This is a genomic window from Nonomuraea sp. NPDC050153 (assembly GCF_044460125.1).
In the GTDB taxonomy this organism is placed as follows: domain Bacteria; phylum Actinomycetota; class Actinomycetes; order Streptosporangiales; family Streptosporangiaceae; genus Nonomuraea.
In genome coordinates this window covers 97,755-122,366 of record NZ_JBITJQ010000023.1, presented here as the reverse complement: position 1 = coordinate 122,366, position 24,612 = coordinate 97,755, and the positions used below count along the sequence as shown (strand labels likewise).

Annotated in this window: 21 protein-coding genes, 1 pseudogene and 1 riboswitch; of the genes and pseudogenes, 3 read left to right on the top strand and 19 right to left on the bottom strand. The window is 73.2% G+C overall.

What is annotated here, in order from left to right:
* Positions 1-181: 181 nt before the first annotated feature.
* On the bottom strand, positions 182-1,090 hold the full coding sequence (locus tag ACIBQ1_RS40670; protein ID WP_397285518.1) for an ABC transporter ATP-binding protein: 909 nt from the start codon (positions 1,088-1,090) through the stop codon (positions 182-184).
* A 285-nt stretch (positions 1,091-1,375) separates the two neighbouring features.
* A riboswitch (SAM riboswitch) is annotated at positions 1,376-1,476 on the top strand.
* Positions 1,477-1,483: 7 nt separating this feature from the next.
* On the opposite strand from ACIBQ1_RS40670, the gene ACIBQ1_RS40665 reads away from it, so the two are divergent.
* Positions 1,484-2,158 carry a GNAT family N-acetyltransferase gene (locus tag ACIBQ1_RS40665; RefSeq protein WP_397285516.1) on the top strand — a complete coding sequence of 225 codons (675 nt, stop codon included), beginning with the start codon at positions 1,484-1,486 and terminating at the stop codon, positions 2,156-2,158.
* A gap of 26 nt (positions 2,159-2,184) precedes the next feature.
* Here the strand turns inward: ACIBQ1_RS40665 and ACIBQ1_RS40660 are convergent.
* A pseudogene (locus tag ACIBQ1_RS40660) lies at positions 2,185-2,604 on the bottom strand (tetratricopeptide repeat protein); the annotation flags it as partial.
* Here ACIBQ1_RS40660 and ACIBQ1_RS40655 point away from each other — a divergent pair.
* Together ACIBQ1_RS40655 and ACIBQ1_RS40650 are read left to right on the top strand one after the other, a co-directional pair.
* Positions 2,603-3,580 carry a hypothetical protein gene (locus tag ACIBQ1_RS40655; protein WP_397285514.1) on the top strand — a complete coding sequence of 326 codons (978 nt, stop codon included), beginning with the start codon at positions 2,603-2,605 and terminating at the stop codon, positions 3,578-3,580. The pseudogene ACIBQ1_RS40660 and the gene ACIBQ1_RS40655 sit on opposite strands and share 2 nt — an antisense overlap.
* A 148-nt stretch (positions 3,581-3,728) precedes the next feature.
* Positions 3,729-4,925, top strand: coding sequence for an FAD-dependent monooxygenase (locus tag ACIBQ1_RS40650; protein WP_397285512.1), 1,197 nt, complete (start codon positions 3,729-3,731; stop codon positions 4,923-4,925).
* A 134-nt stretch (positions 4,926-5,059) separates the two neighbouring features.
* On the opposite strand, the gene ACIBQ1_RS40645 is transcribed toward ACIBQ1_RS40650, so the two are convergent.
* The 17 genes from ACIBQ1_RS40645 to ACIBQ1_RS40565 form a co-directional block, all read right to left on the bottom strand.
* Positions 5,060-5,302: a hypothetical protein gene (locus ACIBQ1_RS40645; RefSeq protein WP_397285510.1), complete on the bottom strand. Its 243-nt coding sequence runs from the start codon at positions 5,300-5,302 to the stop codon at positions 5,060-5,062.
* 211 nt (positions 5,303-5,513) lie between these two features.
* Entirely contained in the window at positions 5,514-6,137 is a 624-nt protein-coding gene (locus ACIBQ1_RS40640) for a DNA-binding response regulator (protein WP_397285508.1), read from the bottom strand.
* The gene (locus ACIBQ1_RS40635; protein ID WP_397285506.1) at positions 6,134-7,264 is read right to left on the bottom strand and encodes a sensor histidine kinase; all 1,131 of its coding nucleotides are present in this window, start codon (positions 7,262-7,264) and stop codon (positions 6,134-6,136) included. Before ACIBQ1_RS40635 ends, ACIBQ1_RS40640 begins: the two co-directional genes overlap by 4 nt.
* 69 nt (positions 7,265-7,333) lie before the next feature.
* Positions 7,334-7,972, bottom strand: coding sequence for a DNA-binding response regulator (locus ACIBQ1_RS40630; protein WP_397285504.1), 639 nt, complete (start codon positions 7,970-7,972; stop codon positions 7,334-7,336).
* On the bottom strand, positions 7,969-9,162 hold the full coding sequence (locus ACIBQ1_RS40625; RefSeq protein WP_397285502.1) for a sensor histidine kinase: 1,194 nt from the start codon (positions 9,160-9,162) through the stop codon (positions 7,969-7,971). Before ACIBQ1_RS40625 ends, ACIBQ1_RS40630 begins: the two co-directional genes overlap by 4 nt.
* The gene (locus tag ACIBQ1_RS40620; RefSeq protein WP_397285500.1) at positions 9,141-9,944 is read right to left on the bottom strand and encodes an ABC transporter permease; all 804 of its coding nucleotides are present in this window, start codon (positions 9,942-9,944) and stop codon (positions 9,141-9,143) included. Before ACIBQ1_RS40620 ends, ACIBQ1_RS40625 begins: the two co-directional genes overlap by 22 nt.
* Complete coding sequence (locus ACIBQ1_RS40615; RefSeq protein WP_397285498.1) at positions 9,941-10,846, bottom strand: ABC transporter ATP-binding protein; 906 nt, start codon at positions 10,844-10,846, stop codon at positions 9,941-9,943. Before ACIBQ1_RS40615 ends, ACIBQ1_RS40620 begins: the two co-directional genes overlap by 4 nt.
* Positions 10,847-10,854: 8 nt before the next feature.
* Positions 10,855-11,157: a hypothetical protein gene (locus ACIBQ1_RS40610; RefSeq protein WP_397285496.1), complete on the bottom strand. Its 303-nt coding sequence runs from the start codon at positions 11,155-11,157 to the stop codon at positions 10,855-10,857.
* Between the two features lie 66 nt (positions 11,158-11,223).
* Positions 11,224-11,538 carry a hypothetical protein gene (locus tag ACIBQ1_RS40605; RefSeq protein WP_397285494.1) on the bottom strand — a complete coding sequence of 105 codons (315 nt, stop codon included), beginning with the start codon at positions 11,536-11,538 and terminating at the stop codon, positions 11,224-11,226.
* Positions 11,538-12,950 carry a SagB family peptide dehydrogenase gene (locus ACIBQ1_RS40600; RefSeq protein WP_397285492.1) on the bottom strand — a complete coding sequence of 471 codons (1,413 nt, stop codon included), beginning with the start codon at positions 12,948-12,950 and terminating at the stop codon, positions 11,538-11,540. The genes ACIBQ1_RS40605 and ACIBQ1_RS40600 overlap by 1 nt, the downstream gene beginning before the upstream one ends.
* Positions 12,947-15,205, bottom strand: coding sequence for a TOMM precursor leader peptide-binding protein (locus tag ACIBQ1_RS40595; RefSeq protein WP_397285490.1), 2,259 nt, complete (start codon positions 15,203-15,205; stop codon positions 12,947-12,949). The genes ACIBQ1_RS40600 and ACIBQ1_RS40595 overlap by 4 nt, the downstream gene beginning before the upstream one ends.
* Positions 15,206-15,219: 14 nt before the next feature.
* Positions 15,220-18,405: a type 2 lanthipeptide synthetase LanM gene (gene lanM, locus ACIBQ1_RS40590; protein ID WP_397285488.1), complete on the bottom strand. Its 3,186-nt coding sequence runs from the start codon at positions 18,403-18,405 to the stop codon at positions 15,220-15,222.
* 1 nt (position 18,406) lies between these two features.
* Positions 18,407-21,007 carry an ATP-binding cassette domain-containing protein gene (locus ACIBQ1_RS40585; protein WP_397285486.1) on the bottom strand — a complete coding sequence of 867 codons (2,601 nt, stop codon included), beginning with the start codon at positions 21,005-21,007 and terminating at the stop codon, positions 18,407-18,409.
* Entirely contained in the window at positions 21,004-23,169 is a 2,166-nt protein-coding gene (locus tag ACIBQ1_RS40580) for a cysteine peptidase family C39 domain-containing protein (protein WP_397285484.1), read from the bottom strand. Before ACIBQ1_RS40580 ends, ACIBQ1_RS40585 begins: the two co-directional genes overlap by 4 nt.
* Positions 23,162-23,878, bottom strand: a complete 717-nt coding sequence (locus ACIBQ1_RS40575) for a hypothetical protein (protein ID WP_397285483.1) — start codon at positions 23,876-23,878, stop codon at positions 23,162-23,164. The genes ACIBQ1_RS40580 and ACIBQ1_RS40575 overlap by 8 nt, the downstream gene beginning before the upstream one ends.
* A gap of 6 nt (positions 23,879-23,884) precedes the next feature.
* Positions 23,885-24,178 (bottom strand): hypothetical protein, encoded by a 294-nt coding sequence (locus ACIBQ1_RS40570; protein ID WP_397285481.1) that lies wholly within the window; start codon positions 24,176-24,178, stop codon positions 23,885-23,887.
* Between the two features lie 88 nt (positions 24,179-24,266).
* Positions 24,267-24,545 (bottom strand): hypothetical protein, encoded by a 279-nt coding sequence (locus ACIBQ1_RS40565; protein ID WP_397285480.1) that lies wholly within the window; start codon positions 24,543-24,545, stop codon positions 24,267-24,269.
* Positions 24,546-24,612 lie beyond the last annotated feature (67 nt).

The window sequence follows — 24,612 nt, the reverse complement described above, 5'->3', positions numbered from 1 at the left end:
GTCGCACTGACTGGCTGATCGACCGCGATTCGAAATACGACGCGTCCAAGCTATGAGGCCGCCGGCTGCAAACCGATTATGCTGACCCCCCTAGTAAAGGTAGGGTCAACCGGATTGTCAGCGACGGATGTGCCCTGCGCGGCAGAACCGCCTCGGCCGCGCCCGCTTGCCGCGATCGACGTCACAGGACTGGCGGGACAGCGACGCTGGGAGCCTCCTGAGGCCGTCCACCGTGCCGTCGAACACGCGCCGGCGGGTCGTCGGGCATGGTGGCGGGGACGGGCTGTGCCCGGGCGGCCCAGCGGCCGTCGTCGCTGCGGATGATGCGTACCGGGTGGTCGAAGCACGTGCTGACCAGCTCACTCGTCAGAACGTCTGCGACCGGCCCGGCGGCCAGGCAGCGTCCGTCGCGCAGCAGCATGGAGTGTGTCGTGGTGGCGGGCAGTTCCTCCAGGTGGTGCGTGACCAGCACGGTCGCCAGCGACGAGTGCCGGGTGCGCAGCGCGTCGATGCTGGCCAGCAACTGTTCGCGGGCGGCCAGGTCGAGCCCCGTGGCGGGCTCGTCGAGCAGCAGGAGCCGGGGCTGCGGCATGAGGGCACGGGCGATCAGCGCGCGACCGCGCTCGCCCTGGGAGAGGGTGGGCCACGCCGCCTGCGCCCTGCGGCCCATCCCGAGCATGGCGATCAGCCGATCCGCCCGCTCGGCCTCCTGCTCGCCGGGCGTCCAGCGGGGCACGAGCGCGGCGGTGTTCGTCAGCCCGGTCAGCACCACGTCGCGGACCCGCAACGGCCCGTCGGGGGTGTGACGCGGGTTGACGTGCCCCAGGTACGAACGCAGCTCGCGGACGTCGACCCGGCCCAGGGTCCGGCCGAGCACCTCGACCACGCCGCGGGTCGGGTGGGTGACGGCGCCCAGCAGTCCGAGCAGGGTGCTCTTGCCCGCCCCGTTGGCGCCGAGCAGCGCCCAGTGCTCCCCGGGACCGACGGTGAGCGAGATGCCCTCCAGCAGGTGACGACCGTCGCGGACGAGATCCACGGCGTGGGCCCGCAGCACGTGCCCGGTGTCGGCCGGACGGGAGACGATCGTCATCGGGCCGCCTCTCCGCCGGCCGTCCGCCCGCGTGCGGCCTCCGCACACTCCGACGGCCGCGGCCCCACCTGCCCAGGCCGGGGCCCGGCTACTGCTGCCACCACGCACGCGCTCCTCTCGGCAGGCCATCCAACTTATCAGGTTATCAGACATCTGATGTTTAGGGCCGCCGCATCACTGCACCGGCCCGGCGGTGTTCTGCAGGCAGGCCGGGGGTTCGGCGTGACGCGGAGCGTGAGTGCTGTTTGACGGCGTTCGGCCCGGCCTGGCAGGATCTCCGCCTGTCAATCATCCAGAGGACTCGAGGGACCTGGCCCTGTGACGGTCCGGCAACCTCCCCGGCGGTAAGCCGGCGGGAAAGGTGCCAATGCCAGGAACGATGAGGGAGTCTCGATGAGCGTGCTGCTTGATGTTCCTGTGCTGACCGGCGATCTGGTACGGCTGGAGCCGCTGGCCATGGGGCACGTGGCGGATCTGGCGGCGGCGGCCGAGGAGGAACGCTCGTCCTACGGCTTCACGCTGGTGCCCCGCGCGCCGGGGATGAAGGACTATGTGGAAACGCAGCTCGAACGCGGTGGGCTGACGCCGTTCGGGCAGGTCCGGGTCGCCGACGGCAGGGCGGTGGGTTGCACCGCGCTGTGGGATCCCCGCACCTGGCCGGATCGGCCCGGCCTGCGGGCGATCGAGATCGGTTTCACCTGGCTGGCCGCCTCCGCGCAGGGCACCGGGATCAACGCCGAGGCCAAGCTGCTGCTGATGACGTACGCGTTCGAGAAGCTCGGCGTCGCCCGCGTCGACCTCAAGACCGACGCCCGCAACCTCCGCTGCCGCCACGCGCTCGAACGGCTCGGCATCCCCTTCGAAGGCGTGCTGCGCTCCTGGTCCATGTCGTGGGCGCCGGGCGAGGAGGGCACGCTGCGCGACTCGGCCATGTTCGCCGTGACCGCCACCGAATGGCCGACGGTAAGAGCGGCATTGCGTGCCCGTCTCACCGCTGTCGGCTCCCGCTCCGAGGCTCCGGCCAGGCGGTGTGCCTCGGCGAGATACCCGACGACGAGTCCGGGATAGGCCCGGATACCGGCCTGCCTCAGGACGGGAATCGAGCGGGTGTGCGCGGTGATCGCCTCGGAGCAGCGCCCCGCCCGCTGGTAGGCCGGCCCCAGGTGCGTGAGGATCGCCCCGCGGGTCAGGCGGTTGCCCGCCTCGCCGACGCGGGCGAGGGCGCGCAGGTGGTGGGTGATCGCTTCGTCATGGCGGCCCGCCCTCCGGTGGGCGACCCCGATGTCATCGAGCAGCGCCGCCTCGCGACTGGTGGTCCCAGCGCCCCGGCGGATCGGGGCGGGCGGCCCGATCTCCAGCCGCCACGTACCGCCCCTGCTCAGGGTCTGGGTGATCGCTCGGACGGTGCCCGCGTGGTGATGCACGAGCGGACGCGAGGGCGTCGGGGGCAGGCCCCTCAGCGGCGCGGACGGGCTTGACTCTGACACCGCGTCAGGCGGCACGGTTCGGGCCATGTCTGTCACCTACGTCGGCTCCGGGCCGTACTGCTACGCCAACTCCCTCGCGATGGCCCTCGGCGACAAGGCGCCGCCTCCGGCCGTGATCGAGGTCCTGACGGGCTCCCCGTACGGAATGCAGCTGATCGGCGGGCGCCTTCCGCTGTTCGACCCGTTCGGCTGGGACCCCGAGATCGGGCTCGACACCGCGATCGACCTCCTCGGCTGGGAGTGCGAGCACGTGGACGGTGGAACCGCCGCGGCGGCGCTCGACCGGCTGCGCCGCGCCTGCCGGAACGGTCCGGTGCTGGCCGGGCCGCTGGAGCTCGGACTTCTGCCCTACCAGCCCGGGTCGGGCAAGGCGGTCGGCGCCGACCACTACGTGGTGGCGCTGGAGGTGGACGACGACACCGTGCTCGTGCACGACCCGGAGGGCTACCCGTACGCCACGCTGCGGGTCGGCGCGTTCGTCGAGGCGTGGCGAGCGGAGCTGATCACCTACCTGAAGCGGCCGTTCCGGATGCGGCACGGGTTCACCCGGCGCGAGCCGGTCACTCCGGAACAGGCGCTGCGCCGCTCCCTGCCCGCCGGGGCGGCCTGGCTGGCCGGTCGGACGGATCTGGAGGTCTCCCCCGGCACGCTGGGGCAGGCGGAAGCCGCCGAACGCACGGCCCGGATGGTGGAGGAAGGGCTGGACCCCGAGATCAGGATGTTGTGGCAGGCGTTCGCGGTGCGGGTGGGCGCCCGCCGCCTGAACGACCTGGCGGCCTGTCTGTCATCCCTCGGCCTCGACGCGGGCGCGGCCGTCGCCGCGGAGCAGGCCCGCATCGTCGGAGGGCTGCAGGGGCCGCTCGTGTCGGGCGACGACCCGGCGCTCGCGGCCGGCCTGCGCCGCCTGGCTCCGACGTACGAACGGCTGCACGCAGCCCTGAACGTCGGCCTGAACGTCGGCCTGAACGCCGGCCCGCCACCGTCGTCCGAGGACGCCGGCTAGGACCCCGTCGGCTTGGAGAGCCGGGAAGCCGGCGGCCGGAGCTTGGCCGGGCGCATCGGCGGTCGTACCTTCTGGTTCAGGGCGCGGTGAGCCCCGGGGGTGCCGTGCCCTGATGTTGCTTGGGATCGATCGACGCTGGAGGAGTGCCGTGGGCTTACGGGTGGCAGTCGTGGGCGGTGGGCTCGGTGGGCTGGCGGCGGCGCTCACCCTGCGCCGGGCCGGTGTGGACGCCGTCGTGTACGAGCAGGCGCCCGTGCTGCGCGAGGTCGGGGCCGGGGTGGTGGTCGCGCCGAACATGGTCCGGCTGATCGGGCGGCTCGGTCTGGGGGACGCCCTGGCCCGGTGCGCGGTCTGGCTGGAGGCCGCGTTCGAGTTCCGGCGGTGGGAGAACGGCCAGGTCCTCTACGCGCAGCCGATGGGCGAGGCGTGCGAACGCATGTACGGCGCCAACCTGCACACCGCGCACCGCGCCGACCTGCTCGCGATGTTCCAGAACGCGCTGCCCGCGCAGGCCGTGCGTCTCGATCATCGCTTCGTGGCGCTCGACCAGGACGACGCGGAGGTCCGGCTGACCTTCGCGCATCGAGCGGGCGGCGAGACGAAGGTGCACGCCGACGCGGTGATCGGGGCCGACGGCATCCATTCGGCCGTCAGACCCCTGATCGTGACCGAGGTGGAGCCGCACTTCTGCCACCTGAGCGCCTTCCGCGCGCTGATCCCCGTCGAGAAGGCGCCCGAGTGCGCACGGCGGCCCGTTCAGTCGCTCTGGCTCGGCCCCGGACGGCACGTCGTGCACTATCCCGTCTCAGGCGGGCGGCTGGTGAACGTCGTCGCCATCGTGCCGGCCGGCGAGTGGCTGCTGGAGTCGTGGACGGCGGACGGCGATCTGTCCGACTTCGCCCGCGAGTTCGAGACGTGGGACGAGAACGTGCGGCAGTTGGCCGCCGCCGCTCCGAGCACCAAGCGATGGGCGCTCTATGACCGCAGCCCGCTGGAGCGGTGGACGAGCGGGCGCGTCACCCTGCTCGGGGACGCGGCGCACGCGATGCTGCCGTTCTTCGCCCAGGGGGCCGGGCAGGCGATCGAGGACGCCGCCGTCCTGGCCCGCTGCCTGCGCGAAGCCGACCGCGACTCGGTGCCGCAGGCGTTGCTGTCGTACGAGGCCACCCGCCGGCCGCGGGCCGGCCGGGTGCAGCTGATGAGCCGGGGCCGGGCCGACTACAACCACCTGCCGGACGGGCCCGCGCAACGCGAGCGGGACGCCGGGCTGCGTGACGGGGACTTCCTCCGGCACAGCGCCTGGCTCTACGGACACGACGTGGACGCCGAGCCCCTGCTGCCCTGAGGTCTCGTGGACGGGTGCCGCCCGGCCCGAGAACCCGCCTGGAGAACTCGGGCTCCAGGCTGCCCCGGCCGTCTTCAGCACGGCCGGGGCAGTGCTGCGAGCCCTCTACCCCACATGTCCCGATTAGGCGTTTTTTATCCGCTTTCATTCCGGTCATGCCGGGCCTCGCTCGTCAGCGCCGAGTTCGAAGCGGCGCGGTACGCCATATGAAGGTGCATCCCGACGCGCAGGGCCACCACCGCGGACCGGTAGTCCTCCTGGCCGTCCGGCGATTCGTTCCGGAGCAGCGTGGTGATGCACGACGGGTCGAACAGGGCGAGGACCTCGTCGAACTCCTTGAGGTCGCGATACCGGCCTTCGGTGTTGCCCGGAGCCATGCCGGTGTTGACGATGGAGCCGTCGGCGGAGTTGAGGAAGGTCAGGAAGCCGGAGATCGCGCGCTGGGCGGACTCCAGAGAGGACTCCCCGTCCCCCCGCCGAGCAGCTGCCTACCTCATGCAACCTTCCGGGGGCGCCCGGCACGCCGAACCGGCGGGCCGGCCGCCTGTCGTCGCGCTTTCGCCGTGCGGGCCGGGCTTCACGGAACGGTCAGGCGTGGCGGAGGCCTTCGATCCAGCCCGATTCGGCGGCGATGCGGACGGCGTCGGTCCGGTTGCGGGCGCCGGTCTTGGTGATGGCGCTGGAGATGTAGTTGCGGACCGTCGCGGCCGACAGGTGCAGCTCGGCGGCGATCTCGCCGGTGTCGGCGCCCGAACCGACCAGGCCCAGCACGGCCGCCTCCCTGTCGGTGAGCGGGGTCGCCGTAGCGCTGATCGCGGCCAGGGCCAGGGAGGCGTCGATCACCCGCTCGCCCTGGGAGACCCGGCGGATGCTCTCGGCCAGCCGCTCCGTGGGGGCGTCCTTGAGCAGGAATCCGCTCGCCCCCGCTTCCATCGCCCGTTTCAGCAGCGCGGCGCTGGCGAGGCCGGTGAGGATGAGCACGCGGCAGTCCGGCAGGGCCGGTCTGAGCCGCCGGGTGGCCTCGACGCCGTCGACGCCCGGCATCTCGATGTCGATGACGGCCACGTCCGGGCTGCAGGCGAGGGCGCGCGGGACGACCTTGTCACCGCGGTCGGCCTCGGCCACGACCTCGATGTCGCCCGTGAGGTTCAGCAGGGCTGTCAGGGCGCCCCTGACGACGCCGTGGTCCTCTGCGAGCAGGACGCGAATCACCGGTGACCACTCTCCCGATCGTGTACGGCGGGCAGGCACACCCGCAAATGGAACACGCCTTCCCCGGTGGCGCCCGCCTCCAGGGATCCGCCCAGTTTCTCCACCCGCCGGCGCAGCCCGGCGAGCCCCGAACCGGGGTGATGGCCCGTTTCGCGGCGAGCGCCGTCGTTGCGCACCAGCAGTCGGACGCGTCCGTCCACCTCGTCCAGCTCGATCAGGCAGTGCCGGGCGTCGCTGTGCCTGACGATGTTCGTGGCCGCCTCGCGTACCATCCAGCCGAGCACGTCGCCGGTCTCCTTGTCGATCTCCTTGAAGCCCAGGCGCAGGTCGCAGCCCGCGCCGGTGAGCTCGATCAGCGCGACGGCCGCCGACAGCTCCGCGCCCAGGTCGAGCGAGCGTTTGGCCTCCACCACGTCGCCGATCTCCGCGCGCGCCTCGCCGGCGATGGCGATCGTCCCCTCCAGCTCGGCGGCGGCCTGCTTCCGGTTCACGTCGACCAGGGCCAGGGCCAGCTCCGTCTTCAGGGTGATCGACGCCAGCGTCTGGCCGAGCAGGTCGTGCAACTGCCCCGCCAGGCGCAGCCGGTCCTGGTCCACGGCCATCTCGGCCAGCGCGACCCGCAGCTCGCGCAACTCGCGGACGAATCTCGCGTAGTGCACGATGCCTGCGGCGACCACCGCGGCGACCAGCACTCCGGCGCTCCTCTGCGCCGCGGAGGCGGCCACGGGGGCCCACTCCACGAGCGTCAGCGGGTACTCGGCGGCGGCCACCACCAGGAGCACGACGAGGCCGTACCGGAAGGGCAGCAGGAGCAGCCCGGCGGTGGCGACGATGAGCGGCGTGTAGATCCACACCGACCCCTGGAACGGGATCGCCCCGTAGACGACGACGGCGAACAGCAGGAAGGTCCGCGCCCGGTGCGGCCCCTGACTCGTGCCCGCGATGTGCCGGGCGACGATCCTGGCGTACACCACGAGCAGCCCGCCGAGCAGCACGAGCGCCAGCAGGGCCCGGGCCGGATCGCCGTTGAGCAGGAAGGCGAGCGGGGTGAGCCCCCACAGCGCCCCGGTGGCCGCGACGACGGCCGTGGTCAACCACCTGACCTGCGCTTCGCTGTCCTGGGCCACAGGCGAGCTCCCACGTGTCCGGGTGCATCATGATTTCGTACTGATCGTGACGCCTTCCTGGCCCGCGAATCAACTCCCGGCGGCCACCGGCCCCTCGTTCAGCCACCCGTTGGCCCGCGCGATGCGCACGGCGTCCTCGTCGCTACGGGCGCCCGTCTTCAGGCGGGCGGCGGCGAGGTAGTTCCTGATCGTGTGGATCGACAGCCCCAAGGCGCTCCGCAGGTCGCTGCCCCGCCCGCCGGCCGCGAGGGCCGACAGCACGGCGATCTCCCGCGCGGTCAGCGGATTGGTGTCGATCTCCTGCTCACCGCCGTCGGCGGCCACGTCGAAGTCGATGTAACGTTCACCCCTGGCCACCACCCGGATGGCGTCGGTGAGCCGGTGGGCGGGCGCGTCCTTGACCAGGAAGCCACGCACCCCGGCGGCCATGGCCCGCTCGAAGTTGCCGGGCGTGCCGACGCTGGTGAGGATGAGCACCGGGGGCGGCTGTTCCAGCTCCTTGATCAGGCCCGCCGCCTCCAGGCCGTCGATGCCCGGCAGCCCGATGTCCAGCAGCGCCACGTCCGGCTTGGAGCCGACGACGGCGGGCACGATCTCGTCGCCCCTGGACACCTCCTCGACCACGCGGATGTCGCGCTCCTCCGACAGCAGGGCGATCAGGGCACCTCTGATGAGGTCGTGGTCCTCCGCGATCAGAACTTTGATCATCTCCGGTCTCCTGTAGCAGAGGTGAGTGTGGCCGCCAGGAGGCGGCCGGGAACGTCCAGCGACAGCGTGAACCAGCCGTCTTCGGTGTGCCGCCCGCAGCTCCCGCCCACCTGCGCGAGCCGCTCGTCGAGCCCGGCCAGGCCGCTCCCGCCCACGGTCGCCCCGGCCCCGGCCGCGCCGGGAGCGACGGTGCCGCCGTCCGGGCGCACGCCGTCGTTGGCGACGGTCACCGTGACGCGCTCGCCGTGGGTCTCGACTCCGACCAGGCAGACCGTGGCGTCGCTGTGGCGCAGCAGGTTGGTGGCCGCCTCGCGCACCGCCCAGGCCAGCGCCACGCGGACCTCCGGCGGCAGCGAGGGCGGCAGCTCGGCGAAGTCGCACCGGACGCTGGCGGTCTCCAGCACCCGGCGCACCCCGCTCAGCTCCCTCTCCAGCGACATCTCGCGGTAGCCCTTGACCACCGCCCGCACGTCGTGCAGCGAGCGGCTCGCGATGTCGTGGATCTCCGTCAGCTCACGGCGCAGCCGTCCGATCTCCTCGGGCGGGATCCGGGTGCCCAGCTCGGTCCGCATGGCGATGACCGAGAGGTTGTGCCCCAGCACGTCGTGCAGCTCGCGGGCGAACCTGAGCCGTTCCTCGGTGATGGCGAGCTTGGCGGCCTCCTCACGGGTGCGCTGCAACTCGGCGAGCAGGGTCGCGAAGATGGTCAGGCCCGCGAGCGCGCCGGCCGTGAGCAGGTTCTGCAGGGAGCCGAAGAGCACCCAGCTCTGGTCCTGCGAGGCCGGCAGGACCAGGCCGGCGGCCAGCGAGGCGAAGAACCCCGCCGCCGCCCACCGGCCCCGCAGCGTGACCGCGAACGCGAGCGGAAGCATGAACCCGACGCTCAGCCAGGTGGGCCCGGCGGCGAACGGCACGGCGAGGGCCAGTGCGCACATGACGCCCAGCACCGCGAGATCCCACCGCGAACCCCGGTCGAGCACGGCCCGCACCGCCAGCCACAGGTAGCAGCCGGTGAGGCCGATGATGAGGACGACCGCGGTCACGACCCTGACAGATGAGTAGGCGCCGAGCGCCTCCGCGAGCGGCACGGCGGCGAAGGCCGCCATGCCGGCCAGGAAGACCCCGGCCGTGGCGCGGGCCAGCCGTACGGTGCCCGGCCCGACGCCCCTCAGCCTCTGTGAGGCTCCCACTTGAACCACCTTCTCGCGGCGAGCAACGACAGCACGAGCCAGGCGGCCAGGACGAGCCACCCCGGCCACATGACCAGGAAGCCCTCCAGGATCCCCACCTTAGGGGGCACGCCGGCCCCCGCGTGTCCCACGTAGTCCCGCCCGAGATAGGCGGTGCCGACCCCCTCGGCCACGCGTCCGAACGGGAGGAAGGAGGACACGATCCGCAACCAGTCAGGGAACGCCGAGACGGGGTAGGCGAACCCGGACAGGCCGATGGCGAGCAGCAGGAACGGCAGGCTCACCACGACCGTGGAGCCCTGCGCGGGGATCCTGCCGCTCACCGCGACGGCCATCGCGGCGAACACGGCGAGCCCGAGGAGCACCGTGACCACCAGCAGGGCGGGATTGGCCGGCAGCCCGACACCGTGCACGACCCTGGCCAGGCCGACGATCAGCACGAGCTGCAGCAGGCCGACCGACAGCACGGTGAGGATCTCCCCGCCGAAGATGGCGAGGTCGGGCAGCTCCGTGCCGCGCAGCCGCTTGAGTATCAGCAGTTGCCGCCGCACGACGAAGGACTCCACCAGGGTCATGAAGCCCAGGTTGGCGATGCCCAACACGATGACGCCGGTCATGATGGCGACGTCGACCGGCGCCCCGTCCCTGGTCCCGCCCGGGAGCATCAGCGGCATCAGCCCGCCGAACAGGACGGGGAAGAACAGGGCCATGCCGACCGACACCGGCGTGCGCCAGAACAGCGTCTGGGTCAGCCGGAAGTGCGCGATCGTGTAGGCGGTCATGTCCTGACCTCCTGCCCGCGCGCGCCGGCGATGTCGAGGAAGACCTCTTCGAGCGTCGCCTGGCGGACGTCCAGACCGCTGAGCCGCACGCCGCGCGCGTGTGCCCACCCGAGCACGGAGTGCGCCACCGCCTCGGGCTCGGCGGTGACGATCACGCACCGCCGCCCGGTAACGGTGAGCGCGTCCCGCTCGCCCACCGGCAGCCCTTCGAGGGCGGTGTCGCCGGGCAGCTCGAAGGCGACCCGGCCGGAGCCCCGGCCCAGCACCTCCGACATCGTGCCCTGGGTGACGATCCTGCCCTTGTCCATGATGGCCACCCGGCCGGCGAGCTCCTGGGCCTCCTCCAGGTAGTGCGTGGTGAGCAGCACTGTCATCCCGTCGGCCGCGAGGTCCCTGACCAGGTCCCGGACCCTGTGACGGGCCTCGGGGTCGAGTCCCGTGGTCGGTTCGTCGAGGAACAGCAGATCGGGGCGGCCGAGCGTGGCCAGCGCGATGTCGAGCTTGCGCCGCTCGCCGCCGGACATCCGCTTGACCCTCGTCCGGGCCTGGCCGGACAGCCCCACCAGCTCCAGAGCCTCGGCCACAGGTCTGGCGCCGGTGGTGAACCTGCTCCAGGCGATCACGGTCTCGGCCGCCGACAGGTCGCCGAACAGGCCGGACTCCTGCAGCACCAGGCCGATCCTGGACCGTGGGGCGCCGGGTCCCGCCGGGTCCGCGCCGAACACCCGCACCGTGCCCTCGGAGGGCTTGAGGTAGCCCTCCAGGATCTCGATCGTGGTGGTCTTGCCCGCCCCGTTCGTGCCGAGAAGGGCGAACACCTCCCCCTCGCGGACGTCGAAGGAGATGCCGTCCACCGCCGCGAACTCCCCATAGCGTTGACGAAGTCCGGAGACCTCGATCACCGGCTCGCTCACTGCGAGTCGCCGAAGCAGGTGCACAGGGCGGTGCTGACCGAGCTGGCCGTGCCGTCCGTCGTGAACGCGACAGAGCCGGCGGACGACTCCAGCTCGGTGATGTCGAACTCGCCCTCCGGCTGGGGCGGCAGCGGCGGCGCGGGCACGCCCTCCGGGTAGGCGATGCCGTACTGGGTCAGCAGGGGCCTGGGGTCGCCGTCATAGCGGCCCCGCAGCCCGCCGTCCTGCCACGCCGCCGCCACCAGCCGGGCGAACTTCCTGCGGTCCTCGTCCCCGAAGACGTACATGCTCTCAGCCATCAGCGGACTCCTTTTCTGTTTGGCAGGCCTCTCACCTGCCGGATTCCGGACACGAGCGCGATCGGGTCAGAACGTGTCGCCCGCCGTGCTGGGGACGCTCGGCCCGGTCATGGAGGTGAGCGTGAGAACGGTGCTGACCGTGCCGGGCTCGGACGAGCCGGCGGCCGACTCCAGGTCGGTGATGTCGAACTCGCCCTCCGGCTTGGGCGGCAGCGGCGGCGTGGGCACCCCCTCCGGGTAGGCGATGCCGTACTGGCTCAGCAGGCCCCTGGGGTCGCTCTCGTAGCGGCCGCGCAGCCCGGCGTCCTGCCACGCCGCCGCCACCAGCCGGGCGAACTTCTTGCGGTCCTCGTCCCCGAGGATGTAGATGCTTTCGGCCATCAGCGGCCTCCTTCTCTGTGCGGATCGGACCCGGCGGGGGTGCCGCCGATGAGGAAGTCCCCGACCGATGACTCGGTGGCCCAGTCGAGGCCGAAGGTGCGGGCGGCCAGGTCGGCGTCTCCGCTGCCGAGGCCGCAGGGCGCCATGCCCATCGCGGTGGCCACCAGGTAGAAGGTCTGGTAGAGCGCGCCGACGGTCTTCAGCGTGGCGGCGTAGGCGATCGAGGAGTACTTCCACGACATGCGCTGGAAACGCGAGGTGATGGTGATCAGCACGTCCGGACTGGCCGTCCCACCCGTGGCCAGGCTCGCCGCGGCCAGCATCGCCCGCGTGTCCTCGGCCCTGGCGGGCAGCGTGACGAGCCTGTGGCCGAGCGGGTCGTAGTAGTAGGCGCCGCTGTCCAGGCCCTCGCATCGGGCGACGGTCAGGTACAGCTCCAGTTCGTAGACGGCGCCGCCGCCCGGGTAGGGCCTGCTGCTGGCCTCGTAGGGCATGCCGGGCGCCGGTCCGAAGACGCGCCTGACCCTGGCGGCCCGGTAGAGCAGCTCGCCGAGCTGCCGGACCGTCGGCGCGCCGGCGTACTGGCGCACCGATCTGCGCGACTCCAGCACGGTGGTGAACGGCGGGTCGGCCGCGGCGGCCTCCTCCAGGGAGGGCGCGTACAGCTCCACGGCGGCGCCCTCGGGAGGCTGCTTGATCACCGGGGGCGGCGGCGTCTCGTCCAGGAAGCGGAAGGTCGCGCCGAACGGCTGGTCGTGCCGCCCCGACCTGCTCCTGGCGTGAAAGAGCAGGTCGTGGAAGTCCCACGAGCGCAGCGCGGGGTCGCGTTCCTCCTCGTCGCCGGCGAACGCCAGGCCGGCGGCGACGAGGTGGCCGATCGCCTCGGGCGCCTCCTTCACCATGACCGGGCGGCCGAGCGCCGCGAGCAGCGGCATGGCGTCCTCGGTGAGCGTGACGCGGTGCCGGGACAGCGGGGACTCCAGGACGAGCCCCTGTTCCGCCCTGCGGACGAGCGCGAACCTCGACAGCCGCACGGTGTCGCCGGGGGCCAGGGCGGGCGGCCGGAAGCGGGCGTCGCGGGCGATGGGCACCACCCGCAGCAGCGGCTCGACCGCGTGGACGAGGACCGGGCGCAGCCGCGACAGCGTCAGGTACAGCAGGGCAGCGTCGTGGCTGGTGCCGCCCGCCGCGAGGAGCCGATCGGCCAGGTCGTCCTGGCCTGCCAGCGTGCCGGGCAGCTCGCGCAGCAGCGACTCGACGGCCTGCGGCAGGCCGCGCAGGGCGACCGTGCCGAAAGGTTGCGCGATGGTCAGCACGCCGTCCGCGGATTCGACGACGGCGTCCTCGCGCAGGCCCACCATGGGTAAGGGCGCCGGGCCCACGCTCGCGGGGCCGATCGAGGGGCCGGTCACAGGAACATCGTGATGGGGTTCATCTGCTCCTCCGGGGTGGGCTCGGCGAGCCAGCCGAGCTGTACGGGCACGTCATAGAGGCGGCCGGGGGCGAGCCGCCGCCAGAAGTGGCGCAGGCCGGGCACGATCACCTTGACGACCGGCAGGCCGATGTCGGGCCTGGTCTGGTCGAGCACGAGCATCTCCATCCCGCGCTCCTCGACCAGCGCGCGGGCCGCTTCGACGTCCTGGAGCAGGTCGGCGGTGGCCGGCCGGGAGTAGGCGGAGGCGGGCACTGCGGTCGTGGTGGGTGCGAGGTAGGGGTGGTCGGCGATGCGCGCGTTCGTCCACCAGTCGACCTGGTCGGGCTCGGGGAACCGATAGCGGGTGACGCCGTCCGGACCGACGTCGATGACGGCGGGGATGAACTGGTTGAGCTCGGCCAGAGCGCGCTGGACGGCGATGCGCACGTCGAAGTGGGCGCCGAAGGCCATGAGGATGTCCTCGGTCGGCCCGTGGACCCGGCGGCTGACCGCGGCGGCCACCGGGACGCCGAGGTCGTTGGTGAGGTCGAGCACGTGCAGGTCGCGGCCGAGACCGGCGTAGACCTCCTGGAACTCGGAGATCCACGGGTCGGCGAAGGTGCCGAGATCGAAGGCGGGCCGGCGCAGGCGGTTGTACCACCACACGGCCACCGCGTCCCGCTCGACGAGCTCCATGAAGCCCTGCAGGACGGCGTCCTCCAGGGAGGAGCCGGCGGCGTTGCCGTTGGAGTCGGCCCAGGTGTAGAGCGGGCTGGTGGAGCGGGAGTCGTTGTAGTAGTAGTACAGGTACCCGGTGGGCAGGTACTTGTGCCGCCGCTCGGTCAGCGACCACACGGGCGTCCACTCGATCGCGGCGTCCTCGTCGAGGGGGTCGCTGACGAAGGAGTAGCTGTTGGTGGCGCGGAGCTCGCGGCGGGTGCGGTACTGGGTGTCGCTGTAGAGCGAGCAGGCGTTCGGGTGGACGGCGTCCGCGCCGAGCTCCCGCAGGCTCGCCTTGTGCCTGGCCTCGTCGCCCTGGAAGATGCCCGAGTAGCGTTCCATCGCCTCGCACATGGCGCTGACCTTCGCCTGCAGGTCGGTCATGCCCTTGCCGGCGCTCTGGGTCCGCAGCCCCTTGCGCAGCGAGGCCAGGTCGCGGGTCTCCCGGGAGAAGTTGTGCCCGGCCACGTACGCCTTGACGAACGGCGTCCTGGTGTCCATCCGGGTGAGTTCGCGGATGACGCCGGTGACCGGGCTGACCAGGTGGGCGTACCGCTCGGCGGTGTCCTCCGGGTGCCGGGAACGGTGGCCGCCGTCGGCGGTGAAGCTCTTGGGCCGTGAGCTCAGCTCGACCGGGGACTCCGTGGCCGCGGCCATCAGGCCGGCGTCGCCGCACTCGGGGCACTGCGGCCGGCGTCGCAGCTCGTGGCGGGTGGCGCCGAGGCGCATGGTGTCGAACGTGATCAGGTCGCGCTGCTGCGGGGTCCGCACCCCGGCCAGCCACTTCGCCGCCTCGGCCGCGACGAGCCGCACGCCCGCGCCGCGGGTCAGCGACAGGTCGGCGGCGGGCAGGGCCAGCGGGCGGCCGGCCCGCAGCCTGTCCTCCACGTACGTCAGCGACTGCCGGTGCCCTTCCATCCGCTGGGACATGCATCGCCAGCAGCCGCCGTCGCCCTCCCCCGGCTGGAAGACGGGGCCCAACCAGAGGACGGGGCCGGTCGTACGGGCCAGCAGCCACGGCCGTCGCTCCGCCATGTGCCGCCGGTTGATCTCGGCCAGCTCGCCGCGCAGGTAGTCGTCGGTCAGCACGACGGTCAGCGGCGCGCCCTCCCCCGGGCCGGTCACCTCCACTCCCTCGGCGACCAGCAGGTCCCGCAGCTCCTCGGCGGGCACGTCCCCGACGGTGAGCAGCTCGGCCCGCCCGCCGCGCACCGCGCCGACCGCCTCCTGCGCCTCGAGCCCCGCCATCTCCCAGTAGGCGGCCGTGCTCCGCTCCACGTCCTCGGTGACGTCGACCAGCAGATCGCGCTGCCTGAGCGTGTGGAGCACGTAGTAGACGTTCTCGGGCGGGACGTCCGGCTCCACCGCGACCAGGATGTCGTTGACGGTGTGCTTGCCGTCGAGCAGGCCGGCCACCGCCTCGATCGACCGGCCGGTGAGCACGTGCGTGTCGCGCTCGGTGATCAGGAAGACCCCGTCTCCCTCGATGACCTCGACCCTGAAGTGGCGGCGGAAAGATGGTCGGGCGTCCATGGCGTTCCTTTCGATCAGTGCACGAGGCGCAGCGAGGCGACCTGGTCGTCGGCGAGCCGGAGGAGGGTGAGCCCCGCCGCGGCGAGCCCGTCGGTGGCGGACAGGGACAGGCGGTCGGCGCGCCGCCGGTCGGCGAACCAGCGGCCCGTGTGGTCGCGGCGGCGCAGCAGTTCGGCGGCCAGCTCGCGGGCGGAGCGCTCCAGTGCCCCGTCTCCGGTCAGGCGGGCGGTGTGCAGCGCCACCTCGGTGTCCACGACGAGCCGTGCGCAGGAACGCCCCGCGTCGGGCGCGCAGTACCTGGCCACGCGCTCGCGCAGGTCGCCGGGGACCTCACCGGTGAGGAGGTGGGCGGTGGCGACGGCGGCGAGCAGCGAGCCGGGCGTGTCGAGGGCGAACCGGTGCGCCAGCAGCGGCGCGGCCGCGGAACCGCCGGTCTTCCCCAGCGCGCCCGCGCTGACGGCCAGCCCCCACACCAGCCCGTCCACCCCGGTGGGCACCCCGTCGAGCGCGGGCACGCCCGGCGGGTACGGCGACCGGGCCGCGCGGCCGTCGGCCAGCTCGGCCAGCAACTCCTCGTGCAGCCGCGCGGCCAGCGCCTCGGCCGCGGGGACCGCCACCGGGGAGGCCTCGCGCAGCTTGTGCAGGGCGAGCAGCAGCCCGGCCCGGCCCAGCACGGGTTCGGCGCAGGTCGGCAGGGACAGCTGGCCCTCGGCGAGCGGCACCAGCGCCGCGGCCCGCTCCACGAGCCTGGTGTCGGCCAGCGTGGCGCCGCAGCGGCTCAGCGCGTAGATGGCCGAGCCGAGCCCCACGAACGCCCCGACGGGCGCGAGTGTCCCGCACATCCTGCGATAGACGCCCGACTGGGTGGACAGCGTCGCGAACTCGGCCGCGGCGTCCAGCGCGTCCTGCGCGGCCGTCCAGTGGCCGGGGGCGCCCGTGTTGGCGTACAGCTCGGCGAGGAAGACGGCCAGGCCGGCGGTGCCGGTGAGCAGGTCGCCTTGAAGGGGTTCGATCTGGTCCAGGCCGTGCGCTGGATAGGTGACCACGCCGATCCAGCCGGATCGCTCGCCGACGGGGCCGCCCGCGGGCGGGCCGAGCGTGACGGCGCTGGCGAGCACCTGGTCGGCGAGCTCACCGGCGCGGGCGAGCAGCACCTCGGCCTCGGGCTCCTCCCGCCGGCCCGACAGGTCGTAGACGTACTGGCCGATCTCGCGCACCGTGCGGGGCCGGGGCCCGGGGCCGGGGAACAGGGTGGGCAGGTGCCGCGCGCCGGTGAAGTCCAGGCAGGTCTCCAGCACGGCGAGCTGCTCGTCCACCGGGAACCCCGCCAGGTCGGCGAGGCGGTCCTGGAGCCGCTGCCACGCCGTGCCCGAGAAGTGCCCGGGGATCTCGACGCCGTCGGGGGTGAACACCGAGTCCGATCCGGGCCTGGAGACGAACAGGGGGACGTCCATCCGGCGGAACGCGTCGATCTCCTGCTCGACGAGCTCCAGGATGTCCTCGCGCCCCGGGTCCCGCCGCAGCGTCTCGCGGGCGCTGCGGAACAGGTGGGCGAGGGTGACCTCTCTGGCCATCCCGTCGATCAGCGCCCCTGGGCTCAGGCTCATGCCGAGCAGCTCGACGCAGTCCCAGGTGCTGCGCCAGATGTAGCGGACCGGCGCGTCCTGGAGCAGCGCGAGCGGGCCGCGGGCGTCGGCCAGCAGCTCCTGGTTGCTCACCAGGCAGTCCTGCATCTGCCGGTAGCCCTCGGCCACCTCGTCGGCGTAGCGGCTCGGGTCGGCCAGCTCGCCCGCGCCCCACGTGGGCCGGTACGGCGGCGCCTCCCAGCCGAGCGGGTACCACTTGGGGTTCTGCGCGACCTGCTCCTGCAGCCCGGCCATGCAGCCGATGTCGTGCGCCTGGACGCCGCCGGCGATCACCCGGGGAAAGCTGATGACGGCGGTCTTGACCACCGTCTCCTCGACCCTCCCCCACAGGGACTGGATGCGGTCGCCGATGAGGGCGGGCTTGCTGATGCGGGCCTGCAGGACGTTCTCCAGGTCGATGAAGACCGGCGTGTCGCCCTTGGCGACCAGGTTGTCGGCCCACAGGTCGCGGCACTCCAGGAACTGGGCGAGCCTGGCCAGCATGCCCAGGCGCGTGTAGTAGCGCCGTACGCTGTCCTCGTCGGTGGCGGGCTCGGCGGTGACGTACTCCTCCCAGCCGTAGCCGTCGCGCAGGACGACCGCGCGGGTGTGCAGGGCGAGCGGCAGCCCGTGGTTGTTCAGCAGGGTGCACACGTCCATCAGCCCGACCACCGAGCGCAGGTCCTTCGGCTTGTAGACGACCCGCTCGCCCGAGGCGAAGGTGAGCAGCGTGACCACCCGGCCGTGGTTGTGGGGGTCCCCCGAGTCCCCGGAGTACCCCGTGACCGGCCCGGGGGCGGTCCAGCCCCACAACGTCCTGCGCAGCTCCGGCAGGTCGGCGTTCAACCGGTCGAACAGCTCGTGGACGACGCGCCGCCACTGCAGGCAGGCCATGCCCATGACGTAGGCCAGCCCCGGGAGCGTCTCCAGCCGGTCGAGCCAGCCGGACTGGCTGACGTCCAGGCCGGGGCTCTGCAGCCAGGCGGACACGTCATTGGCGGTCCCGGCGAGCTGCGCCTCGAACGCGAAGCCGGAGAAGCAGACCTGCGTCAGGCGCTCGATCAGCTGGCCCGCGATGTCCTCGCACGCCTCGGGCGTGACGGGGACTCCGCGCACGGTCCCGTCCTGCATGTCCACGAGCCGGTTGACGGCGCGCCTGAACGCCACGAACGGGGAGCCGGGCCGCCCGGTCGCGGGGTCGGCCGCGGCCGTGGGCGGCTGGGCGAGCAGGAAGTCCACCAGGGCGTAGCCCCAGTCGGGCAGCCTGCGCGGGTCGGCGAGCCGGACGTCGACGAGCCCGGCGCCGAGGTCGCGGCCGGAGCGCCTGCGGTGGTGCAGCAGCGCCCGCTTGGCGTCCTCGTCGTCGCCGACGGCGGCCTTCAGCCAGCGTTTGGTGCGCTCGGACGCCTGGCGCGGGCTGCGGCCCGCCACGGGGACGAAGAACTCTCCCGACACGCGCTCGGGGAAGGGCGCGGCCGCGGCGAGCACGGCTATCAGCCGTTCGTCCCCGCCCGGAACCGCGAGCAGGCCCTCGCCTCTCGCTTCGGCGTATCCGGGGTGAACCGAGACCGTCATCTCAGACCTCCTGTCGGCGGACCATGCGGGCGAAGAGCCGGCTGTCGTCCGTCAGCTCCTCGAAGGGGCCGTCGGCGACGACCCTCCCCTGGTCGAGTACGTAGATCCGATCCGCCGACTTGATGGTGCTCAGCCGGTGCGCGATCACGATCCGGGTGATGTCCAACTCGGCGATCCTGCGGCTGACCAGCGCCTGCGTGTGGTTGTCCAGGGCGCTCGTCGCCTCGTCGAGGATGAGGACGCGCGGGCGCTTGACCAGCGCTCTGGCGATGAGCAGCCGCTGGAGCTGACCGCCGGAGAAGGACGCGTTGTCCTCCCCGACGACGGTGTGCAGGCCCATGGGCATCGCGGCGATGTCGCCGTCCAGGTCGGCGAGGCGGGCCGCCCACCAGGCGTCCTCCTCCGTCGCGCCGGGCACGTCCCCGATGATGTTCTCCAGGATCGAGCCCCTGAGCACTCTGGCCTGCTGCATCACCACGCCCACCTGGGCGCGCACCCGGCGCAGGTCGAGGTCGCGCAGGTCGCCCCCGTCGTAGAGCACCTGGCCGGTGCGGGGCTGGTCGAAGCCCAGCAGCAGCCGTACCAGGGTGGACTTGCCCGCGCCGGACGGGCCCGCGACCGCGACGAACTCGCCCGGCCTGAACACCATCGACACGTCGTCGAGGATCCGCATCGCGGTGCCGGGGTAGGCGAAGGAGACGCCGCCGAGCCGTACCAGCCCGCTCAGCTCGCCCGGGTCCTTCGCGCCCGGTGACGTCTCGGGCGCCCGCTCCAGCACCGGACGCAGCCGTTCGAACCGGGGCAGGAGGGCGAAGGCCGCCTCCACCGCCCGGTTCATCTGGCCGAGCGCGAGCACGAACTGGCCGAGCGCCACGGCGGCGATCACGAAGGACGCCGTCGGGACGCCCCAGGCCAGGCCCGTGACGGCGAGGAGCAGCAGCAGCGCCGGCTGGGCCGAGGCGCCGATCGCCGCCGACACCGCCCGTTCGCGCTGGACCGCCGCGGCCGCGCGCTGCTGGGTCGCGAACAGCCGGGACCACAGCCCGAACACCTGGGCCTCCCGGCCCGCGACGTGGATCTTGTCGATCGCGCCGAGGCACGCGTACAGCAGGGAGTAGACCTTCCCGTACTGCTCGTGCACGACCAGCTCGTGCCGCTGCTGGCGGACCGCGCGCCCGGCCAGCACGGCGAGCAGCGCGCCCACCCCGCCCAGCGCGACCAGGGCCAGCCGCCAGTCCACCGCGACCAGCGCCAGCAGGCCGAGCAGCGAGAACATGCCGCCGAGCAGGGAGTTGACCGCGGCCTCGCCGAGCGCCTTGCGCATGTCGGAGATGGCGTTGGCGCGCTGGACCAGCTCGCCGGTGCTGTACCGGTTGAAGAACGGCAGGTCGAGCGAGATGAGGTGGCTCCAGACGGCGGGTTCGAGCCGTTCCTGGAGGCGGCCGTGGACGCGTACGAGCACCGAGTTGCGCACGGCGAGGAGCAGCGCGCTCGCGCACACCATGGCGGCGATGACCACCGCGATCCAGATCGTCGCGGGCCGGTCGGCGGGGTTCGACGCGGAGCTCAGCAGGCTGAAGGTGAACAACGGGACGCCCAGCGCGAGCAGCCCGGCGCCGCCGCCGGCCGCCAGGAGCCAGGCCAGCTCCCTGCCCGCGCCGCGCAGGCCGAACCTGAGCAGCGCGACGGGGGTGGTGACGCCCTCGCCGAGCGGCGGGTAGATCTGCCAGGCCTCCGGGGCGAGGCCGGCGGCCACGGATTCGGTCACCCGGCAGGGGTCCGCCGCCGGGTCCGCGGCGCGGTAGCCGCCCCGGTGCGGCAGGAGGGCCACCGGCCGCCCGCCCTCCCGGGTGAAGCCGATCATGGGGACGGTGGCCCTGCGCCACCACCGGCCCGGCAGGCGCACCTGCCGGTGTCTGACCCTGGCGGCGTCGAGCGCCGCGCCGAGCGGGTCGCCGGAGCCCGCGGCGGCCTCCCGCACGGCGAACCCGCAGTGGTCGCCGAGCGTCTTGACCACTTTCGCGGCGTGTTCGGCGGTCGTCCGGGGCCGGTCAGGGGAAGGCGGCGCGCCGGCGGCGACCCCGACATCGGCGAACGACCGCCGCAGCGTCTCGCTCGTGGCCGCCACCCTGGCCGCGCGCCAGTTGTCCCGGTCGGCCTCCTCCGCCTCGGCCAGCAGCAGCACCTGCTCCAGCACTCCGCGGTGCAGCGCGCGCAGCTCTCGGTCGCCCGGCGGGTCCGCCGCCGTTCGGCCGCCGCCCAGGCCGTCGTGTGCGGCGGGGTGGTGGAGGCGGCGCGCCCAGGCCGACAGCGCGCCCGCGTCCCTGCGGACGCGGCGCACCGACGTCCCGTCGGCCGGGGAGGCCAGGACGGTGTAGCCCCGCGGCAGGTCGGTGGCGGCGAAGCCGTGCATGAGCTGCCCGCTCTCCACCCGGACGACGCGGCGGCGGGGGCCCTGGCCGTCCACGGGCGCCAGCAGCACGTCGACGAAGCCGTTGACCACGCGCCAGCAGGCATGGGGGTCGATCAGCTCGATCTCGCTGACGGGGTAGCCGGTCAGGTCGTCGACGGGGCTGCTGTCGTTGACGGGGTGTCCGTTCATGCCGCTTCCTCGACGAGCGTGCGGTAGGGACCGGGCTCGGCGATGAGCTCGGCGTGCGTTCCCCGCTGGACGACCTTGCCGCGGTCCAGCACAAGGATCAGATCGCTGTCGCGCACGGTGCTGAGCCGGTGCGCGATGACCACGCACGTGCAGCCCCTGGCCTTGAGGTTGGCGTCCACCAGGGCCTCGGTCTCCGCGTCCAGCGCGCTGGTGGCCTCGTCCAGCACCAGCACCGAGGGGGACAGCGCGAGCGCCCGGGCGATCTCCAGGCGCTGCCGCTCGCCGCCCGACAGGTTGCGGCCCCGTTCCTCGACCCAGCCTCCCGACAGCCCGCCCCTGCGGTGGACCACCTCGGCGATGCAGGCGTCGCCGAGCGCCCGGCGCAGCCGGTACGCGGGAACCGTCGGGTCCCACAGCGTCAGGTTGTCGGCCACCGTGCCCTCGAACACCTGAAGGTTCTGCTCCACGTAGCCGATCGAGGTGGAGAGCGTCTCCCTGGGCAGCTCGTCCCTCGGTACGCCGTCGAACCTGATCTGCCCGGACCACGGCGCGACCGCGCCGGTGAGCAGGCGGGCGACCGTGGACTTGCCGCTGCCCGTACGGCCGACGACGGCGATGCGCCGGCCGGGCTCCGCGCGCCACGACAGCCCCTCGATCACCGGCCCGCGCTGGCGGTCGTAACCGAAGGTGACGTTGTCGAACTCCACCGCGCCGCGCAGGCCCCCCGCCCCCTCGGGGGCGCCGGGGGGCTCGGCGTGGCGGAGGTCGGGCTCGGCGTACAGGGCGTCGTCGAGCATGCCGGTCTGCGCGACCACGACCTGCGCCTCGGCACCGACCCCGACCAGCGAGGACATGGGTACGAGGAAGGCGCCGACGAGGAGCTGGGCCGCGATGACGGTCTCCATCGTGACCTCGCCGCGGGCCATCAGCACCGCCCCGGTGATCACCATGGTGGCCCCGGCGAGCGAGCCGAGCGCGGCGGGCACCACCATCAGCGCCTGCGTGACCCGCATCAGTTCCTGGGCCGCCGACATGGTCCGCGCCGACAGCCCCGCCCACTTGGCGAAGAACCAGCCCTCGGCGCCGTCGGCCTTCAGCGACTCCGCCATCGAGACGCCGTTGAAGGCCAGGCTGTCCCTGCGGTGCTCGTCGAAGATGAACCGCTGCTGGTGCGGGGCGGTACGGCGGCTGACCGCGCGCATCGCCACCAGATTGACCGCCGCCAGCAGCACCGCGAGCGCGGCGAAGGCAGGGTGGAAGGCGAACAGGATCGAAGAGTGCACGACCATGGTGAGCAGGGCCGCGATGACGGCGGCGACCCGGTCCGACAGCAGCAGGGCCAGCCCCGCGCCGAACGACGTCCTGGTCACCAGGCCACCGGTCTGCCGCCGGTGGAAATGGTCGCCCGGCAGCCTGAGCAGCCGCCACACGTAGCGTCCGGACAGGTCGGCCGCCATCGCCAGCTGCACGGCGCCGAGCAGCCGCTGCTGCGCCCACATGCCGGCCAGGGTGAACCCGACGCAGCCGAGCAGCCCGAGGAGCACGGGCGCTGACCAGGCCGCGCCGCCGGCGACCAGCACCTTGCCCAGCAGGAGCCGGGTCAGCAGCGCGGTGACCGCCGCGGGCAGGGCCAGCATGAAGGCCATGACGGCGATGGCGAGCAGCGTGGACAGGTACGGCCGCACCTTCGCCAGCGCCGAGCGGGCCGCGGGGAACCGCGGCCCTCCCGGCGTGAAGCCCTCGCCCGGGCGCGGTACCAGTACGATCCCGCTGAATCGCCGCCGGAACTCCTCCCTGCTCAGCCGGATCCTGCCCACGGCGGGGTCATTGAGGTAGGCCCACCGCTTGCGCATGCCCTCCAGCACCACGTAGTGCCGCTGGTCGACGAAGATCATCGATGGGACGGGGAAGGTCTCCAGCGCGTCGGCCTCCACCCGCCAGCCGCCGATGGTGAAGCCGTACTCCTCGGCCGCCGCCTTGAGCCCCGCTCCCGTGAGCCCGTCCCTGCCCACCCCGCACCGTTCCCTGATCTCGCGCACGGGGACGCGCAGGCCGTGGTGGGCGAAGATCGTGCTGAGGCAGGCGGGCCCGCAGTCGGCGTCCTCCATCTGCGGCCGGCGCTCGGTGCGGACCGGCCGCGGCCTGGTCGTGCGCTCAGCCACGACGCCCTCCGGCGAACAGGGCGTCCACGGGACGGACGACGGCGACGGTGATCTCCCCCGACACCGGGGTGAGCGTGGCGCCCGGCCAGGCCGGCCGGTCGAGGTCGACGGTCACCAGGTGGCGCCCGTCCGCCCGCAGGGCCTCGCCGAACAGCGGGCGCAGCAGCTCGCCCGAGGCGGGGTACGGTTCGACCGCGCTCACCCGGCCCCGCGCGCCCGTGCCGCCGAACGTGACGGTCTGGCCTGGGGCGAGCGCGCCGACCCTGTCCCGGCCGACCAGGAGCAGCGCCCGCAGCGGGCCCGCGGCCGGGTCGACGGCGGCGACCGTGCCGCCCGCGGCCAGGGCGGTGCCGGGGGCCGCCGTCCGCAGCACCCGTCCGCTCGCCGTGCCCGTCACGACGTGCCTGCGTCCCCGCTCGTCGGCCAGCACGGCCAGCGGCGTCGCGGGGGTCACCTCCTGGCCCACGCGGACCAGGACCTCGGCGACGCTGCCGGACACGGGGGCGGCCACCGGCACGGGGCCTGCGCCCGCCACCAGCACTCCGGTGCCGGCGACCACGTCTCGGACCTGCCCCAGCCATGCCCAGCTCGCCACGCAGCCCGCGACCAGGATGAGCGCGGCCGCGGCGAGCCACGCCTTGGCCCGCACCGTGGAGACGAGCTCGTCGATCCGCTCGCCTCCGGGCGCCTCCGTCGCGGTCATGGTCATCGCGGGTCACTCCCCCGGGGTCGGCGTGTACAGGCAGAAGCAGAGGCTGAGCAGGCATGGAGGGGGCGGCGGCAGCGCCTCGGACCCGTCGAGGATCTCGATGACGAGCTCGGCGCCGGGCTCCGGTGGCAGCACCGGGGCGCCTGCTCCGTCGGCCAGCCGGAGGTTGTACTCGGCCAGGACCGAGAACGGCTCGCGCTCGTACCGGAGTCTGAAGTCGGCGTCGAGCCACGACCTCGCGGTCAGCTCACCGAACGCCCTGCGCTGGGTCGTGTCCCAGCCGATCGTGTCCACAGTCATCACAAGTCCTCCCGCCGCGGGTGTGTGAGATGCTTTTCTGGCGAGGTGGTGGGCATCTGGACTGCCCACCACCACGCCTACGAGGTCGTCAGGCGGAGAAGCACCCGGTCGGGCAGCTCACCGTGCCGATCGTGCCGAGGGCGCCGCCCGCGGACGATTCGAGGCTCTCCAGGTCGATGGCCTGACCGGGCTGGTCAGGAAGGTCGGGTGGGGCCAGCTCACGCGGCCAGTCGACGCCCGCTTCGGCGAGGGCGGCGCGCGGGTCGCGTTCGAACTCCCGCCTGAGCGACTCGTCGGACCAGGCGCGTGCGACGAATCTGGCGAGCTGCCTGCGCAGTTCCAGGGACAGAGGGGGATCTTCGGGCATGAGGTCACCTCGTTGGTGAGGCCCCGGGGTTCCGGGTAGGTCAGGGGCGGCCGCCTACGAGGTCCAG